16 protein-coding genes are annotated in these 16,854 nt (G+C 39.7%); 4 read left to right on the top strand and 12 right to left on the bottom strand.

The window, feature by feature from the left end; translation table 11 throughout:
- Positions 1-75: 75 nt before the first annotated feature.
- A complete protein-coding gene (gene pheS, locus AC1M89_RS08875; RefSeq protein ID WP_035265373.1) occupies positions 76-1,056 on the bottom strand; it encodes a phenylalanine--tRNA ligase subunit alpha in 981 nt (326 codons plus the stop codon).
- Positions 1,057-1,225: 169 nt separating this feature from the next.
- On the opposite strand from pheS, the gene AC1M89_RS08870 reads away from it, so the two are divergent.
- On the top strand, positions 1,226-2,251 hold the full coding sequence (locus AC1M89_RS08870; RefSeq protein ID WP_035265371.1) for a hypothetical protein: 1,026 nt from the start codon (positions 1,226-1,228) through the stop codon (positions 2,249-2,251).
- On the opposite strand, the gene AC1M89_RS08865 is transcribed toward AC1M89_RS08870, so the two are convergent.
- From AC1M89_RS08865 to AC1M89_RS08840, 6 genes are all read right to left on the bottom strand, one after another.
- On the bottom strand, positions 2,236-2,775 hold the full coding sequence (locus AC1M89_RS08865; protein WP_481591522.1) for an AAA family ATPase: 540 nt from the start codon (positions 2,773-2,775) through the stop codon (positions 2,236-2,238). The genes AC1M89_RS08870 and AC1M89_RS08865 overlap by 16 nt on opposite strands.
- 83 nt (positions 2,776-2,858) lie before the next feature.
- Positions 2,859-3,218: a 50S ribosomal protein L20 gene (rplT, locus tag AC1M89_RS08860; RefSeq protein WP_004867327.1), complete on the bottom strand. Its 360-nt coding sequence runs from the start codon at positions 3,216-3,218 to the stop codon at positions 2,859-2,861.
- Positions 3,219-3,229: 11 nt separating this feature from the next.
- Complete coding sequence (gene rpmI / locus AC1M89_RS08855; protein WP_004278281.1) at positions 3,230-3,424, bottom strand: 50S ribosomal protein L35; 195 nt, start codon at positions 3,422-3,424, stop codon at positions 3,230-3,232.
- A 158-nt stretch (positions 3,425-3,582) separates the two neighbouring features.
- On the bottom strand, positions 3,583-4,008 hold the full coding sequence (locus tag AC1M89_RS08850) for a YqaA family protein (RefSeq protein WP_481591523.1): 426 nt from the start codon (positions 4,006-4,008) through the stop codon (positions 3,583-3,585).
- The gene (locus AC1M89_RS08845; protein ID WP_481591524.1) at positions 4,008-4,304 is read right to left on the bottom strand and encodes a hypothetical protein; all 297 of its coding nucleotides are present in this window, start codon (positions 4,302-4,304) and stop codon (positions 4,008-4,010) included. Before AC1M89_RS08845 ends, AC1M89_RS08850 begins: the two co-directional genes overlap by 1 nt.
- A gap of 72 nt (positions 4,305-4,376) precedes the next feature.
- Positions 4,377-4,994, bottom strand: a complete 618-nt coding sequence (locus AC1M89_RS08840; RefSeq protein ID WP_481591525.1) for a glutathione S-transferase family protein — start codon at positions 4,992-4,994, stop codon at positions 4,377-4,379.
- Positions 4,995-5,275: 281 nt separating this feature from the next.
- Here AC1M89_RS08840 and AC1M89_RS08835 point away from each other — a divergent pair, with 281 nt between their 5' ends.
- The gene (locus tag AC1M89_RS08835) at positions 5,276-5,746 is read left to right on the top strand and encodes an Hsp20 family protein (protein WP_481591526.1); all 471 of its coding nucleotides are present in this window, start codon (positions 5,276-5,278) and stop codon (positions 5,744-5,746) included.
- Between the two features lie 443 nt (positions 5,747-6,189).
- Here AC1M89_RS08835 and infC read toward each other — a convergent pair whose 3' ends face one another.
- Together infC and thrS are read right to left on the bottom strand one after the other, a co-directional pair.
- Entirely contained in the window at positions 6,190-6,741 is a 552-nt protein-coding gene (infC, locus tag AC1M89_RS08830) for a translation initiation factor IF-3 (RefSeq protein WP_081403231.1), read from the bottom strand.
- A 5-nt stretch (positions 6,742-6,746) separates the two neighbouring features.
- Entirely contained in the window at positions 6,747-8,669 is a 1,923-nt protein-coding gene (gene thrS / locus AC1M89_RS08825; RefSeq protein ID WP_481591527.1) for a threonine--tRNA ligase, read from the bottom strand.
- A gap of 325 nt (positions 8,670-8,994) precedes the next feature.
- On the opposite strand from thrS, the gene AC1M89_RS08820 reads away from it, so the two are divergent.
- Entirely contained in the window at positions 8,995-10,614 is a 1,620-nt protein-coding gene (locus tag AC1M89_RS08820) for a glutamate synthase-related protein (protein WP_481591528.1), read from the top strand.
- Between the two features lie 58 nt (positions 10,615-10,672).
- On the opposite strand, the gene AC1M89_RS08815 is transcribed toward AC1M89_RS08820, so the two are convergent.
- From AC1M89_RS08815 to AC1M89_RS08805, 3 genes are read right to left on the bottom strand one after another with little or no spacing between them, the layout of a single operon-like run.
- Positions 10,673-11,872 (bottom strand): alanine racemase, encoded by a 1,200-nt coding sequence (locus AC1M89_RS08815; protein WP_481591529.1) that lies wholly within the window; start codon positions 11,870-11,872, stop codon positions 10,673-10,675.
- A gap of 3 nt (positions 11,873-11,875) precedes the next feature.
- A complete protein-coding gene (locus AC1M89_RS08810) occupies positions 11,876-13,165 on the bottom strand; it encodes a D-arabinono-1,4-lactone oxidase (protein ID WP_481614106.1) in 1,290 nt (429 codons plus the stop codon).
- Positions 13,162-14,904 carry a neutral/alkaline non-lysosomal ceramidase N-terminal domain-containing protein gene (locus tag AC1M89_RS08805; protein WP_481614105.1) on the bottom strand — a complete coding sequence of 581 codons (1,743 nt, stop codon included), beginning with the start codon at positions 14,902-14,904 and terminating at the stop codon, positions 13,162-13,164. Before AC1M89_RS08805 ends, AC1M89_RS08810 begins: the two co-directional genes overlap by 4 nt.
- 264 nt (positions 14,905-15,168) lie before the next feature.
- Between AC1M89_RS08805 and AC1M89_RS08800 the strand changes: the two genes are divergently transcribed.
- On the top strand, positions 15,169-16,809 hold the full coding sequence (locus AC1M89_RS08800) for an acyl-CoA synthetase (protein WP_481614104.1): 1,641 nt from the start codon (positions 15,169-15,171) through the stop codon (positions 16,807-16,809).
- The last annotated feature ends 45 nt before the right edge of the window (positions 16,810-16,854 follow it).

Here is a 16,854-nt window from a genome sequence, read left to right as displayed (position 1 = left end):
CCCCTTTGCTAAGGGAGAGAACCCCAAATGATTCTGTGGAGTTCCTCAAGTTAGGAGAGGATTTAATAAAAAGTTTTAAGCAAACTGGCGTAAGAAACGCACATCATTTTGGTAGAACATACGCAAGTCGTTTATGCCATAACGAAGCATTGCAAAACGTTCAACACCTAAACCAAATGCAAAGCCTTTGTACTTGTCTGGATCAATACCCGCTGAACGAAGAACATTTGGATGTACCATGCCACAACCTAATACTTCTAACCATTTTCCTCGCTCATCCATGATGTCGACTTCAGCACTTGGTTCTGTGAATGGGAAGTAAGATGGGCGGAAACGTACTTTCAAGTCTTTTTCAAAGAACTCATTCAGCAAATTAACCAATAATCCTTTTAACTCAGCAAAGCTCGTATTTTCTGCAACGTACAAACCTTCAATCTGGTGGAACATCGGAGAATGTGTTTGGTCTGAGTCACAGCGATACACACGACCTGGACATACAATACGAATTGGTGGTTGCTGTGTTTCCATCGTTCGAATCTGTACACCAGAGGTATGCGTACGAAGCAAATGGTTTACATCGAAGTAAAAGGTATCGTGCATTGCACGCGCAGGGTGATGACCAGGAATATTTAATGCCTCAAAGTTGTGATAGTCATCTTCAACCTCTGGACCAGTCGCAACAGAAAAACCTGCTTTCGTGAAGAATTGACAAATACGCTCTTGTACTTGGGTCACTGGGTGGATACTGCCCACCTGTTGACCACGACCAGGCAACGTGATGTCGATCTGTTCACTTGCTAATTTTTGTTCTAGTGCAGCTTTTTGTAATGCAGTTTGACGCTCAGTTAATGCGCCATTAATCGCTTCTCGAACTGAATGAATCTGCGCACCAAAAACCTTACGCTCTTCCGGATCCATTTTACCCAGTGCTTTCGATTGTTCAGCAAGCTGGCTTTTCTTACCCGTAAATTGCACTCGAACCTGATCGAGTGTTGCAAGGTCTTGAGCTGCTGCAATGGCAGCGAGCGCTTCAGTGGTCAGGGCTTCCAGTGACATAGTAACTCTCAAAGCAACAAATATAAAAAATAATATAACTGCGCATTCTAACAGCTTTTATAGCTCCGTATGAAGATCAGCAAGTGTTAAAATTGGATGTGGAATTAAATTGGAAATTACATTTATAAAAAGTTTAAGATATGCGCAATGATCATTGAGAAGATATGTCATGGCATTAGATCAAATTTGGAAACAACAGCTCACACTCGTGACTTACGGCAATGAGTTTTTAAGTCAGGATTTAAGTTTTCAACACTGGAAAAATCATGCGATTTTTAATCAGCACCATTTCCTTTTTCGAGATTTAAATACGCAACACTTATTGGCACAACATTTCCAAGTTTGGTTAGAAAGCTTAAAACGTCAGGGTGTCACACGCTTAAGCCTACATAACTCAAGTTTATTAATCGATGAAAAAAATCCCAATCCAAATGTTGAGCTTTTACCATATCCCCATTTCATTGTCAGTCATCACCGCAATGTAAAAACAGCATGGATCTGTGGTAAAGAACTTGCCGAATGGTATAGTTCTGAACAAGACTTCGACATACCAAACAACCAAACACTCCCTGCACGAATTGAAACATTTTGGCGTTTTGATCTATCCACCCAACATATCAAACGTGTTGAGGCAGATCTTCAAGCACCTAATTGGAATGATATTCACGACTACACAGAGAATGAGCTGTTCGATCGCGCATTAGCACAAGGGGTGGAATCCGTTAAACGTGGCGCAATCTTTTATGGTACTGACGATCAATCACCCTCCAACGCTGGAGCTGCCTTACCATTACTGCCACAAGATTATGCAGCACCTTATGCCAATGAAACCTTAGTGCGTTTCATGCATCTAGAACAACATTTAAAGATTCAAAAACGAAAGCTTTTGGAGCAAGATCATCAAGAATCTCTTGAGGAAGAAAAACAACTGAAGGTATTTCAACAAAAGTTAGATGACCTGAGTGCAAAATTCATTACTAAAGTAGCAAATCACTATAAAACTGCTCATTTAAAAAGCCCCGAAATTCACTCCCCTTTGGATGAAGCCTTAACACATACTCAACATGGAAAACGCTTTTTCAACAATGATTCCAGTTCTCACCAACCCACACCTAAAACAGGTAAATCAAATGTGTTTGCCCTCATTTTAGTCACTGCAATAATCTGTTTCTGCGCTTACTATTTTGGACTGTGATGTTTTAAAAATTCATCTAATTGTTCAGTTTTATGAAAATGTAGCCACTTTATATGATGATATTGAGTGGCATTCATCATCTGCAAATATTTAAGTCTATTTTTCCCATGTGTTTGGACTACCCACAATATTATTGAGTCTTTACTTAACAATTTCGCCCAATGTTCTCTATTGTTAGAATTTTTCCATATTTTCTTTTGGCTAATCACACGGTATAGCGACCTCTTAATCACACGATAAAGATTTACGCGTAGTGAAAAATCCAACCACATCACAGTGTCGATCTCACTTAAGATTAAATTTTGAATCAGAGAATAATTACCATCAATCACGAAGCCCTTATTCATAGACCTAACACGATTTATAAATTTTTCTTGAAATTCTATTGAAGATGACTCAGTCCAGTTATCCAACCAAAAGAGATTATCAAGTTCAATATGATCGACTTGCAGTTGAGCAGCCAACTTACGTGCAAAGGTTGTTTTCCCAGATGCTGCTGTACCGACGACCATAATTTTATTCATACTAATCTCTTGGCTTTATTTGATCGTAAACAATGAAAATAAAAAAGACCGCTAAAAAGCGGTCTTTTTCTCATCTACGATGATTAAGCAGCTAATGCGCCTTTAGCTTTTTCAGCTAAAGCAGCAAATGCAACTGCGTCATGCATAGCGATGTCAGCAAGTACGCGACGGTCGATGATCACTTGAGCTTTTTTCAAGCCATCGATCATACGGCTGTACGACAAACCATTTTGACGTGCACCAGCATTGATACGCGCAATCCATAAAGCACGGAATTGACGTTTCTTTTGACGACGGTCACGGTAAGCATATTGACCTGCTTTGATTACCGCTTGGAACGCTACGCGGTAAACGCGTGAACGAGCACCATAGTAACCTTTAGCGCGAGCAAGAATTTTTTTGTGACGGCGATGAGCCTGTACACCACGTTTTACACGAGCCATTTATAATCTCCTTAGATGTACGGGCACATACGACGAACTGAAGCAACGTCACTTACGTGAACCATTACACAGCCGCGCAATTGACGAATACGCTTAGCAGATTTTTTGGTCAAAATGTGGCGTTTGAACGCTTGTTTACGCTTAAAACCGTTAGCAGTCGCTTTGAAGCGTTTTGCTGCACCACGGCGAGTTTTCATCTTAGGCATAACAACCTCTTTTGAACACCTGTTCGGCTCGTTTGCACCATTACAATACGACCTGCAGGTAAGGGAGCGAGTATTCTATAGCATCTTTGCGCAAAACAAAAGCACCGTTAATCTTGATTCAGACAAATTAATCTTGATGAGTTTTACTCTACGAAAATTTAGAACAAACCAAGATACACCCAGTAGATAAATAGATATCGACCTGTTTTCGCTATACCCACCACGAAGATAAATTTCCAGAATTTTTCTTTCAAGATTCCTGCAATTAAGGTGATTGGATCACCAATGATAGGCACCCAACTTAAAAGAAGTGACCATGTACCATACTGCTGATAAGCCCGTTGAGCACGAATCATTTGATCTGACTTAAATGGAAACCACTTTTTGGTTTTAAACTGCTCTATTTTTAAGCCCAACCACCAATTAACGCATGAACCCATCACATTCGCTACACTTGCAACAAAAATAAGCATCCACGGCGAAAATTGTTTTAAAGCAAATGACCCCAACAATACTGCTTCGGACTGTAAGGGCAATAAAGTGGCGGCTCCAAAGGCACTTAAGAACAATAAAATCAGATTCATTAACTGGACTTGTTCGCCGCTAAAAGTTTCTGCGTTTTGCGATATTCTTTTATCGACCACGCAATTGCCAACACTACTATGATGACACGTAGCACCGTATATTTACTCGTAATTGCTGGAATCACCTGTTTTAATTGATCCCTAGAATCTGGTTCGATTGCTGCAATGATATTTTGCACATGAAATATTTCGACGATATAAGAAGCAACACAGAGTAAAATACCAGCAATAATTGCCCAGTATACTTTTGAATTAGATTCAACAATTTTGCTAAAATTTAAAAAAAAATCCTTCATGGCAGTTCTCCATAAAAAAACCACCAAATGGTGGTTTAGATATGTAAAGTTTATCACACTTAAATCCGTGATCTACTTTAGTAGTGCAAGCGCCTTTTGTACCGCTGGTCTCTGTTGGATACGTTGAATATAAGCTTCCACCTCAGCAAACTCTGCTAAATGAATACTTTGCCACTCGTGCCGCATCAACCAAGGGAAAATTGCCATATCCGCAATAGAGTACTCACCTGCCACATAGTCTTGCCCAACTAACTGCTTATTGAGCACCCCATATAATCTTTTGGTTTCTGTAATGTAGCGCTCGATCGCATAAGGGATTTTCTCTTTAGCAAATTTAGCGAAATGATGATTTTGACCTAACATCGGTCCTAGACCACCCATTTGCCACATCAACCACTGCTCAACCTGAATCCTCGCGATTTCGTGCTGAGGATAGAATTGTCCCGTTTTACGTCCTAAATATTGCAGTATTGCACCAGATTCGAAAATCGAAATTGCTTGATTATTTGGTCCATTTTGATCAACTATCGCAGGAATTTTATTATTAGGAGAAATCGCAAGAAAGTCAGCTTGGAACTGATCATTTTCTAAGATATTGATTGGATAGATTTGATAATCTAAAGCCATTTCTTCGAGTGCAATTGTTATTTTTAATCCGTTGGGTGTTCCCCAATAATATAAATCGATCATTACAGTTCAGGCTCCATATGCCCTTTGTTGATTGATTTATCCACCATAAATCATTTCAAACCAAACAACAAGGATAGAAATTTTTTATTTATAAATTATAAAAAATCAATTATTTATAAAATAATTTTAAATTTTTTTTGAATTTATTATTGAAAAATTTCGGTCTGAACCTATATAAAAAATTGCCAGATTAATGATGATCATCTGGTTCTGTTGATGATAGTCATGACAGAACAACATTCTTATTTTTATGACTTTGCTGACCTCAGGAGGTTTTAATCATGAGTAACTTAAATCTTCATCCATTGTTTCGTCGTAGTATTGGTTTTGATCGTTTAAACGATTTTATTGATTACGCAATGCAAAGTGATGCTCCAAACTACCCACCTTATAACATTGAAAAAAAAGGTGAGAACAGATATCGCATCGTGGTCGCTACTGCAGGATTTAGTCAAGATGAGTTAAATATCAGTCTTGAAAATCAACTTCTCTCAATCACAGGAAAACCGGAAGCTATTCAATCTGAACAAACCGAATATCTTCATAAAGGAATTGCGCGTCGTTCATTTAAATTATCGCTTCGCTTAGATGAACATATTGAAGTTCAACAAGCAGATTATGAAAATGGCTTATTAGTGATCGACTTAGAGCGTATCATTCCAGAAGAGAAATTACCTCGACAAATTCCAATTGGCAAAAAACTTCTGTTAGAAAATACAGAGTCTACTGAAAAAACAGTTCATCTCGAATAAAGCATCGAACTTAATGAGTCACAAAAAAAGCCGATGCAAAAGTATCGGCTTTTTTTATAGATCAAATCTACAGGTACTTTGAGCAACGAATTTCCTGATGTGCTGATGTGCAATATAAAAAATCCTTTTTGGGTCATCTTTCAAGACAGTAAACACTCTAAACCTATTCAGTTTTACCATCCATCTAGAATTTTCTATGCATAAGTACGAGTTTACCTGTCGAAATAATTACATTTTCTACTCAAGCCACAAAATGATTCGAGAAGTTTAAAATATACGTTTATTAGACTTCACTAAAGTACTGCCTGATGGAAATATTCAACTGATGATTTATACCCCAACTACAGTCGTTCCTCTCTTTACCAACTCAGGATGTACCTATATCCCTTCAATCAACATATAAAAAAGCCCTGCATGTGCAGGGCTTTTTCTCTAAATCGGTTTTACTTTTTCTTTTTAGGACCAAGTAACATACCCATTTGACGGCCTTCCATTTTTGGTGCTTGTTCCACTACACCGATTTCAGCCACATCAGCTTCAATCTTTTGTAATTGAGCAAGACCCAATTGTTGGTGAGCCATCTCACGACCACGGAAACGTAGAGTAATTTTAACTTTGTTGCCTTCTTCAAGGAATTTCAGAATAGCACGCAACTTAACATTGTAATCACCAACGTCTGTACCAGGACGCAACTTGATCTCTTTAACCTGAACTTGATGCTGCTTTTTCTTAGCATCTTTTTGCTTTTGCTTCAGATCAAATAAATGCTTGTTGTAATCCATGATTTTACAAACAGGCGGCTCTGCATTCGCAACGATCTCAACGAGGTCAAGATCAACTTCTTCTGCAGCACGCAACGCTTCAGCAAGTGAAACGATGCCTTTTTGTTCTCCGTCAGCGCCAACGAGACGTACTTCTTTCGCACGAATCTCATCATTTAATGCAGGACGATTGCTTTTAGCACCTTGTTGTTGGTTACGGTCAGGCTGTTTAATCTTTCTTACTCCACAATATACCGGCCGCGTTCGGCTACGGCTACTTTCACTAAGTCAACGAATGCATCGATAGACATAGTACCTAAATTTGTTCCAGAGCGGGTACGTACATTCACTGTACCTTCCTCTACTTCTCGATCCCCAAGCACCAATAGGTATGGAATACGCTCTAAAGTACGCTCACGAATCTTAAAGCCGATTTTCTCATTTCTCAAGTCTGAAATCGCTCGAATGCCATTTTCTTGCAATTTAGCGACGACTGACTGACAAGCATCTGCTTGAGAATCGGTAATATTCATCACACATGCTTGAATTGGTGCCAACCATGGTGGCATAAATCCAGCGTAGTGTTCAATAAGTATACCAATAAAACGTTCAAAACTGCCAAGAATTGCACGATGAAGCATCACAGGATGATCACGATCGTTGTCTTCAGTGACATAAGATGCATCTAAACGTAATGGCAAGTTAAAATCGCATTGGATTGTACCGCACTGCCAGATACGACCTAAACAATCTTTCAAAGAAAATTCAATTTTAGGACCGTAGAACGCACCCTCACCAGGTTGTAAATCCCAAGCGAGACCTGCTGCATCCAGTGCGTCAGCTAAAGATTTTTCAGCAACATCCCAAAGCTTATCATCCCCTACACGCTTTTCTGGACGTGTTGAGAGTTTCATTTGCACTTCTTCAAAACCGAAATCTTTATAAACATCTAAAGTCAGTTTAATAAAGTCAGCAACTTCTTGACCAATTTGCTCAGTTGTACAGAAAATGTGTGCGTCATCTTGGGTGAAACCACGAACACGCATAATCCCGTGTAATGAACCCGATGGTTCGTTACGGTGACATGAACCAAATTCAGCAAGACGAATTGGTAAATCACGGTAAGATTTTAAACCTTGGTTAAACACTTGAACATGACATGGGCAGTTCATTGGTTTAACGGCATAGTTACGGTTTTCAGAATGTGTAGTAAACATGTTTTCTGCATAGTTTGCAGCATGTCCTGATTTTTCCCACAGACTAAAATCGACCACCTGAGGTGTGCGAATCTCTTGATAACCATTGTCCTGCTGAACTTTACGCATGTATTGTTCTAAAACTTGATAGATCGTCCAGCCATTTGGATGCCAGAACACCATGCCTGGTGCTTCTTCTTGCATGTGGAACAGATCAAGCGCTTTACCAATTTTACGGTGGTCACGCTTTTCAGCTTCTTCAATACGCTTGATATAAGCAGCCAACTGCTTCTTATCCGCCCAAGCCGTACCATAAATACGTTGAAGCTGTTCGTTTTTCGCATCACCACGCCAGTAAGCACCTGACATCTTCGTCAACTTAAATGACTTTAAGAATTTAGTGTTTGGTACGTGTGGACCACGACACATATCCACATATTCTTGATGATAGTAAAGACCCATTTGAGTCTCATCTGGCATATCTTCGATGAGGCGTAATTTATAATCTTCACCACGCTCAGTGAATACTTTGATCACTTCATCACGAGGTGTCATCTTTTTAATGACATCATAATCTTGATCGATGAGCTTTTTCATACGCTCTTCGATGGCAGCCATATCATCTGGTGTAAATGGTTTTTCACTGTAGATATCGTAATAGAAACCATCTTCAATGACAGGTCCAATCACCATCTTTGCTTCGGGGAAAAGCTGCTTCACTGCGTGACCAACTAAATGGGCACAAGAGTGACGAATAATTTCAATACCTTCATCATCTTTAGGCGTAATGATCTGCAACGTGGCATCATCAGTGATTAAGTCACATGCATCAACTAGATGGCCGTTTACACGACCTGCAACCGTATTTTTTGCAAGACCTGGACCGATGCTTTGAGCAACTTCCATGACAGAGACAGCTTGATCAAATTGTTTTTGATCGCCGTTTGGCAAAGTAATAATTGGCATAAAAAATCCTTAAGGAGTGATGCCCCGTACAATGGAGCATGTCACCGCGAGATTATGATCGAGGCGAACCTCAAAAGATAAAAACGGTGGATAAATAAAATCGCTAGAGATTTTACACGTGTCACGTTGTTTAATAAACCGTTAATCGAGCATTAGGCGATAGCAGTTTTAATTGTGACAAAAATAGTTAAAATATATTCCCAATTTAATATTTAAACCAATATTATCCCAATTATAGAAAAATAATCTTTTATACTTTCTATTAGATGATCAACATACTTTTAAACAAATAAATATAACCCACTGAAATCATTAGGCAGGTCATATGAAATCTCACCCACTAATTGCTTGGTCTACACTCCAGCCGCTTAAACCCGCATATGCTTTAGCAGCCAATGTGGATCTTGTTGTTCTTCGTCTTGAAGATCATGATGAAGAAAAAGTCGTAGTCATGTATGGTCGTTGTCAGCATCGCGGAGCACTCATGTCCGATGCCCATATTCAAGGCGACAAAATTGTATGTGGCCTTCACGGCTCTCATTACATCTATAAAACTGGCATTAACCCGAGATATCTCAATAAAAATCTGCAAAAATTTAAAGCTTGGATTCATGATGATCATGTCTATGTTGACTTAGAAGAAATCGAAGCTTGGGAAAAAAGAAATCCACAGCAATTCAACCGTGATCGTTATCAAGGACTCTACGCAGATTCTCAGCCTGCTCCTGAAGAGCCACACAATAGATTCATCTTAGAATTAGCTCGAAATGGTCTAAAAAATTTCGGTCATCATGGTCCTACCGCAGCCATGGGTGTGCCTTTTGACAAACTTCCAAAATGGGAAGATATTCAACTGGTCACAGCTCAACTTTGGAAAGTTCCTCTACTGGATGATGCCCCCGTTGCAAGCGAAGTGATTATTGGACCAAATGCAAAAAAACCATTGAGACTCAATATTCCATTATTTGTTTCCGACATGAGTTTTGGAGCTTTATCGCAAGAAGCAAAAACTGCACTGGCAATGGGTGCGGAAATGGCAGGTACTGGCATCTGTTCTGGTGAAGGTGGAATGTTAGATGATGAACAAGCCTCGAATTCACGATATTTTTACGAGTTGGCCTCTGGTCGTTTTGGCTATGACATTGAAAAAGTAAAAAAATGCCAAGCTTTTCACTTTAAAGGTGGACAGGCAGCAAAAACAGGAACAGGTGGACATCTACCCGGGCATAAAGTGGTCGGAAAAATTGCAGAAGTACGTGGTTTAGAAGAAGGACAATCCGCGATTTCTCCCGCAACCTTTCCGGATTGGACTGAACTTTCACAGTACAAGGAGTTTGCAAACTATATACGCGAGCAGACAGGTGGCATTCCGATTGGCTTTAAACTGTCTGCACAGCATATCGAAAAAGACATTGATGCTGCGATTGCGATAGGTGTGGACTACATTATTTTAGATGGTCGTGGTGGTGGTACAGGTGCAGCACCAACATTATTCCGTGACAATATTTCAGTGCCGACCATTCCTGCTTTAGCACGGGCACGTCGTCATTTAGATCGTTTAGGACGTCGTGACATTAGTTTGGTCATTACAGGTGGCTTACGTGTCCCTGCTGATTTTATTAAAGCCTTAGCGCTGGGTGCAGATGCCATTGCCGTGTCTAACTCTGCCATGCAGGCAATTGGTTGTTTGGGAATGCGCGCGTGTAATACAAATGAATGCTCTGTCGGTATTGCAACACAAAAAGATCATTTGCGTCGAAGACTCGAAATAGAAAAATCAGCACAGCAACTCGCCAACTTCTTCAATGCTTCAGTCGAGTTGATGCAAGTAATGGCGCGTGCTTGTGGGCATGACCATTTAAGTAAATTTAATTTGGATGACTTAACCACTTGGAAAAAAGAAATCAGTGAATTAACGGGCATCCATTACGGCGGCGTCCAATAAATTTCAAACCAATGCTAAAAAGGGATGATTAACTTCATCCCTTTTTTTCTTTTAATCACTACTCTCTAAAATTTTCCCAAGGTTCAAATCTACTCGTTTCCAAATCAGATGAATTCCACTCATTTTCTTTTCGATAAAGGTACGTGCGATTGAACTGCGGGATGACCACCTCACTCTGGCTCGGTCGAATAAATACATAGTCATCAGGATGGATATCAATTTTACGATCGACACAAATCATTTCCTGGTTGGTGCTTCGTCCATACAATAAATGAGGATGAGATTTTGCTGGATAAACATATTGACCCATCCAATAGCCACCGTAGATAAAAACCGCTTGATGCTTCTGAAAGAATTTTATTTTTTTAAATGAAGGTATCCCTGGCAATGAGACTTCGTCTAATACTTTCAGTACGGGACTCGCAATATATAAAGCGGGTTTAAGCAAAGAAAGATGTTCAGAATCAAAATCGCTGGGCTTTAGCAACATTGAGCCAAATGACAGATCATTACACACACTATGTTTCACGTGAAAACTAAAGGTTGGACTTCCTCCTCCGTTAAAACACAGCTGAGCATGATTTAAATCTGGGAATTGGTGTTTTAAGATGTGCTGATAATTTTGATAAATATGTTGAGACTCAGCATAAGCTGTTTCTGGACGCTTCACCATCTTAGGTAGTTTAGTAACATGCGCATCGTAGCCCATTAAACCACTCAAATTTAGCGTTTTTTGATGCTGCTGAATATAATTGAGCATTTGTATAAATTCAGCAGAATTTTGAACGCCTCCACGATGTAATCCCACATCAATTTCAAGATTGATATTGAAGCTAAATCCCAGTTGATCAGCCAAGGCTTGATATTGTTGCAAACGAGCAAAGGAATCAATTAACCAATGTATCTTGCATTTGATTGGCGTGTGATGGTTTTGATAAAACCTTTCTACTGCACGAATTGGCATCGGCTTGCCAAAGAGTAAATCAGCTTGATCAAAATGATTGAACATCAATTGTAAGTGATCAATATGAAATACCATAAAGTGTTGGGTGTCTAAATCGAAACTTAGCTTTTTTAACAAAGGCAAACAAGCCAAAGATTTAACGACTAACCGCGGTTTTAAGTGCTTTGCCGAAGCTAGCTGCTGTTTTACATAAGCAATATTAAAGTTTAATGCATCGTCATCGATCAAGAGCATAGGTTGACCTAAACCATGTGCCCGCAAATCATCATTCATTTGATTAAAAAAACTATTCATCTCTCATCCTTGTTGCCCAAGTAATAGTTTTTCAAGATAGGGATTGAGAAACTTTCGATGGGGATCGAGCGCTTCTCTGATTTGCATAAATTCATTCCATTTCGGATAAAGAGCTCGCATCTCTTGGTGAGACAGTTGATGCATCTTAGCCCAGTGTGGACGGCCTCGATTTTTTTGAAAAATCGGCTCAATAAGATCAAATACTTTTTGAGGTGACTGCTTATAATATTGATGGATTGAAATCGAAATACTGTCTTGCTGATAGAAAGGACTTAGCCAAATATCGTCCCCTTTGACCACGCGGAATTCGATAGGGAAAAAAGAATTTATTTGATATTTTCTAAACGTTGCAATCACTTCTTTGATGCATTGAATACCATTCTCAATTGGAATTTGATATTCCATTTCATTGAATTTGGTATTCCGAGGTGTTGCAAAAATATCACCCGACCAATCAATGAATTCTGTTGGCTTCACAAAAACACCGACTAATTTTTGAAGATATTTCGTCAAAAAAGGGGCTTTTTTAGAAATTTCACAACACCATGTTAAAAGTTGATCCTCAGATGGCCAAGAAGTTTCTCTTGGCTTCACCTCACCCTCTATAACATCAAGTGTTTTAAAAATTAACTGATCTGTAAAAGGGAAAATAAAATACTCCAAATGCCGATGTTGGTGCATCAATTGGAGAAATTGATCAAGGCTTTCTTCTACAGGGGCTAAATGAATTTTCTCTTTCAATTTATATCTAGGGCGGTTTTGCATGGTTATTTTCGTTAATATCCCGAGCGATCCCAACGATACTCTACCTGCCTGAAAAATTTCAGGGTTCTCCGTCTTTGAGCATTGGATTAAATCCCCATTTGCCTGTAATAGCTCAAAATCTTCTACATAGCCTGAAATAGAATATAGCGCTGCACCTGTCCCGTGTGTTCCTGTAGATACAGCACCAGCTAAACTTTGTTGATCAATATCACCCTGATTCATAAGCGACTGCTCATAAGGCGCAAGATGCTGGCCTAAATTGAATAGTCGAGTACCTGCCCATAACGTCGCTTGGCATTTAGCCTGATCAGCATTTAAGACACTTGAAAATCGGTCTAAAGAAATAATAGACGCATCCGTTTTTACCAACGGAGTAAATGAGTGCCCTGCACCAACCACACGAACTTTAGGATGTTGAATCACAATATCCTGTAATTCATGTAATTGGTCTGGATATAAGATATGTTGCGGGTTTGAGTGGCAATATCCCGACCAGTTAGACCAATAATGATGTGTCAGATTACTCATGTTGCCAACTCCTTTTGTGCAACGGCGGTTTGAACATTTCCCCGATTGGTTCTTTTCTCTAATTCTTTTTGAGGTACTGCTTTAGGTACGCAATTTGATAATTGACGTTGTTCAGGTGGCAAACAAATCTGTTTAGCCAAATGTTTAAAATAGGTTTGAAAAGCTGCCAAAGTCCATTGACCAAATAAAGTGTGTCCACCTTCATAGGCTTGTTCTTGATATTCTTCGAATGTCGTGACATAGCCCATATAGTCATTACAATAAGATGCAAACCAAATTTTTGCGTTAGGAAATGTCGGTAATACACTTTTCTGAATGGTATTTAATACGCGCTTACCTGAAGTTGTTGTAAACTCTCCGGGAACACATACCAAAAAAAGTTGACCGATTCGAATGAGCTGAATTGGCACAATATGTGGCACTAAATCGCTTTCTTGAATTGCGCCGGCGTGAACTTGAGCATTCATTTCAGCAATGAGTGGATCTAAAACACCAGGAAGTGAACCTAATTTTTTTCCTAATATCCGATGCTGACCCGATTCAAAAATAATATTTTTGGGTCCTTGAGCATGATAAAGCTTCTGATAATAAGCACTTTCCACTGGATCTTTTGAATTCAATTTACTTCGTTTGAATTGTTTTGAAAGTAAATTCATAGCCATGATCAATGGCTTTGCAGCACCCACACCATCGACTGGTGTGCCCGCAATAAATGCTGTCCCATGACAAGCTTGGCTTGTTATCGCATTGCTATATCCACCTGAAAACTCTGGATCAGCCACAGTATTTGCCATATCCACATACTCGAGTACTGCATCCAAATCTTGATATTGGATGTTTTGATTCTGTTTCTGAAGTAAAGCGGCTAAAGCATACTCACTCTGTATACGACCATTGTTTCTCGCATAGATGTATTCTGCTTCTCCTTTTATCTTTTTTCTGATCTTAGTCTGATTCTTTCCATGGAAGTGTGGTGACACATCGCCTGCTGTTGCTTGCGCAAATATACAAACTGGTCCATCCACCCCAGCAGCACTTAAGGTCTCTTCCGAAAGTGTTGCGGCATAGCCTTTATTATCACCATCATGAGCGTCTAATTGATTGCCCAAACATGTCGCATGCACACCAAACAGTGACAACAGAGAATGAAGCTTTTCCCCACGATAAAAGCCAAGGACTTGCATTTGTCGATTGATTGCTTTGTAAGTTTCAGATTCATCGACGAATGCAGTATCGAGATTTCGATTATACGCTTTTATCGAGCGATTCCATGCCACAGGGACTTGCTCAGGAATGTCAATTGTCGCTAATCGAATCTCTGTAAAATCGCGATTGGATAATGCCTGTTGAATACTGGATTGCACAGCATCCACAACTGCATCAAGGTGCTCAGGCACAAATCCTGGTGTCGGCATATTATAAAGAGCTTCATAACCACAACCGCCTGGACCTGAATGGGTATGCGTTGCCATTAGAACCAAACGATGCGGATCGAAACAATCCCTCAACGTTTCATTCAAGCGTTGGATTACATTGATTCGAATTGCTGAAGTAATACAGCCAAAATCTAGACAACATAATATCAATGGGGCATCTTGATCTTTTTGAATGGTCACTGTTCTCGCATACAGCGCAGTTCTTTTTTTATAGGCACGGTGATGCCACATCCCATAGCCAAACATGGCATAGCCTTTGGGTTCGATGTTAATTTCATCTTTCCCCCACCCAACAATATACATATGCAAAATCCTTTTGCTTTTATTATTCGATTTTGAAACTTAAAATCTGTTTAAAATTTACCCTATTTCTCGATCAATTACATTATTCAGCACAAATAAATATCACCAACTTCACGAATAAATCGCAATAAAATGAAGTTAAAAAATATGAAATTTCGCCTAATTGACAAAATGTCACGTTTGCTCGACTAAAGGATAAATGTATTCCGTTTATTTTTTGCTTATCTTTTACTCAGGATTATAAAAATGAAGATGGATACTAAAATGAATTTAAGTCCGTATGACGAACTACCTAGAACGCCAGCAAATTTTGTTGCCCTTTCTCCACTCAGATATTTAGAGCGTGCGGCCTATATCTACCCTCAGCAAGATGCAATTATTCATGGTACACGCCGGATTAGCTGGAAAGAAAAGTACAAACGTTGCCGTCAATTTGCCGATCAGCTGCAAAAGCTTGGTATTCAAAAAAATGATACTGTGTCGGTATTACTTCCAAATATTCCAGCCATGATCGAAGCGCATTTTGCAGTGCCTATGGCAGGCGCTGTACTCAATACATTAAATACGCGCCTAGATGCAAAAACACTCGCATTTATGCTTGAACATGCTGAATCAAAAGTACTTTTAGTTGACCCTGAATTCTCAGAATTAGCACAGGAAGCTTTAGCACAAGTTCCTCAGGACATTTATGTTATCGATGTTGCAGATACTGAATATGAATTCAATGAACAAGCGCCCCGTATTGGAAAAATTGAGTATGAATCTTGGCTTTCACAAGGTAATCCTGAGTTTGAGTGGCAATTACCACAGGATGAATGGGATGCCATCAGCTTAAACTACACCTCAGGCACAACTGGGAATCCAAAAGGTGTGGTCTATCATCATCGTGGGGCTTATATTAATGCAGCGAGTAATATCATTGCTTGTGGTATGACACCCCGTGCCACCTATTTATGGACTTTGCCTCTGTTCCATTGTAATGGATGGTGTTTCGCTTGGACCATGGCCGCCAACGGTGGCACAAATGTTTGTCTTCGAAAAGTAGATCCAGCACAGATCTATCAATTGATCGCGGATCATCAAGTCGATTACTTCTGCGGTGCACCAATTGTATTGTCCATGTTGATCAACACACCAAAAGAGCAACAACGCGAAATTAATCATCGAGTCGAAGTGATGGTTGCTGGTGCAGCGCCACCAGCTGCCATTATTGAAGGTATGCGAAATCTAGGAATCAATGTTACCCACGTCTATGGTCTCACTGAAACCTATGGACCATCAGCACTATGTGCTTCACAAGCAGGCTGGAGTGATTTAAGCATCCAAGAACAAGCTCAACTACATTCACGCCAAGGTGTACCTTATCCACTTCAAGATGGGATGAAAGTATTGGATCCTGAAACAATGCTGCCTGTACCGAATGATGGTCAGACCATGGGGGAAATTATGTTCCGTGGCAACATTGTCATGAAAGGGTACTTGAAGAATCCTGAAGCCACCGCTGAAGCATTTGCTGGTGGATGGTTCCATACTGGCGATCTTGCCGTATGCCAGCCTGATGGTTATGCCAAAATCACAGATCGCTCGAAAAATGTGATTATTTCTGGTGGTGAAAATATTTCTTCACTTGAAGTGGAAGAAGTACTTTATCAACACCCTGCCGTGCTGACAGCTGCAGTTGTTGCAAAACCTGATCCACGTTGGCAAGAAGTTCCATGCGCATTTATTGAATTGAAGCAAGGGCAACAAGCTACACCTGAAGAAATCATTGAATACTGCAAACAACATCTTGCTCGATTCAAGGTACCTAAAGACGTAGTGATTACTGAAATCCCTAAAACTTCAACAGGTAAACTGCAAAAGTTTGTGTTGCGAGATTGGGCAAAAGATCGTGCTGCACTCTAAATATTAAGCATCTAAGAAATAAAAAAGGTCTGAAACATCAGACCT

It is taken from the genome of Acinetobacter sp. ANC_7635, assembly GCF_056779945.1.
This window is presented reverse-complemented; position numbering and strand designations above follow the sequence as displayed.

Excerpts from the sequence above, each read along its gene's own strand:
- AC1M89_RS08840 (WP_481591525.1), bottom strand. The coding sequence starts at position 4,994 with ATGATCGATTTATATTATTGGGGAACACCCAACGGATTAAAAATAACA.
- AC1M89_RS08845 (WP_481591524.1), bottom strand. The coding sequence starts at position 4,304 with ATGAAGGATTTTTTTTTAAATTTTAGCAAAATTGTTGAATCTAATTCA.
- rplT (WP_004867327.1), bottom strand. The coding sequence starts at position 3,218 with ATGGCTCGTGTAAAACGTGGTGTACAGGCTCATCGCCGTCACAAAAAA.
- AC1M89_RS08835 (WP_481591526.1), top strand. The coding sequence starts at position 5,276 with ATGAGTAACTTAAATCTTCATCCATTGTTTCGTCGTAGTATTGGTTTT.
- AC1M89_RS08815 (WP_481591529.1), bottom strand. The coding sequence starts at position 11,872 with ATGAATAGTTTTTTTAATCAAATGAATGATGATTTGCGGGCACATGGT.
- AC1M89_RS08810 (WP_481614106.1), bottom strand. The coding sequence starts at position 13,165 with ATGAGTAATCTGACACATCATTATTGGTCTAACTGGTCGGGATATTGC.
- pheS (WP_035265373.1), bottom strand. The coding sequence starts at position 1,056 with ATGTCACTGGAAGCCCTGACCACTGAAGCGCTCGCTGCCATTGCAGCA.
- thrS (WP_481591527.1), bottom strand. The coding sequence starts at position 8,669 with ATGCCAATTATTACTTTGCCAAACGGCGATCAAAAACAATTTGATCAA.
- AC1M89_RS08805 (WP_481614105.1), bottom strand. The coding sequence starts at position 14,904 with ATGTATATTGTTGGGTGGGGGAAAGATGAAATTAACATCGAACCCAAA.
- AC1M89_RS08870 (WP_035265371.1), top strand. The coding sequence starts at position 1,226 with ATGGCATTAGATCAAATTTGGAAACAACAGCTCACACTCGTGACTTAC.
- rpmI (WP_004278281.1), bottom strand. The coding sequence starts at position 3,424 with ATGCCTAAGATGAAAACTCGCCGTGGTGCAGCAAAACGCTTCAAAGCG.
- AC1M89_RS08865 (WP_481591522.1), bottom strand. The coding sequence starts at position 2,775 with ATGAATAAAATTATGGTCGTCGGTACAGCAGCATCTGGGAAAACAACC.
- AC1M89_RS08850 (WP_481591523.1), bottom strand. The coding sequence starts at position 4,008 with ATGAATCTGATTTTATTGTTCTTAAGTGCCTTTGGAGCCGCCACTTTA.
- AC1M89_RS08820 (WP_481591528.1), top strand. The coding sequence starts at position 8,995 with ATGAAATCTCACCCACTAATTGCTTGGTCTACACTCCAGCCGCTTAAA.
- AC1M89_RS08800 (WP_481614104.1), top strand. The coding sequence starts at position 15,169 with ATGAATTTAAGTCCGTATGACGAACTACCTAGAACGCCAGCAAATTTT.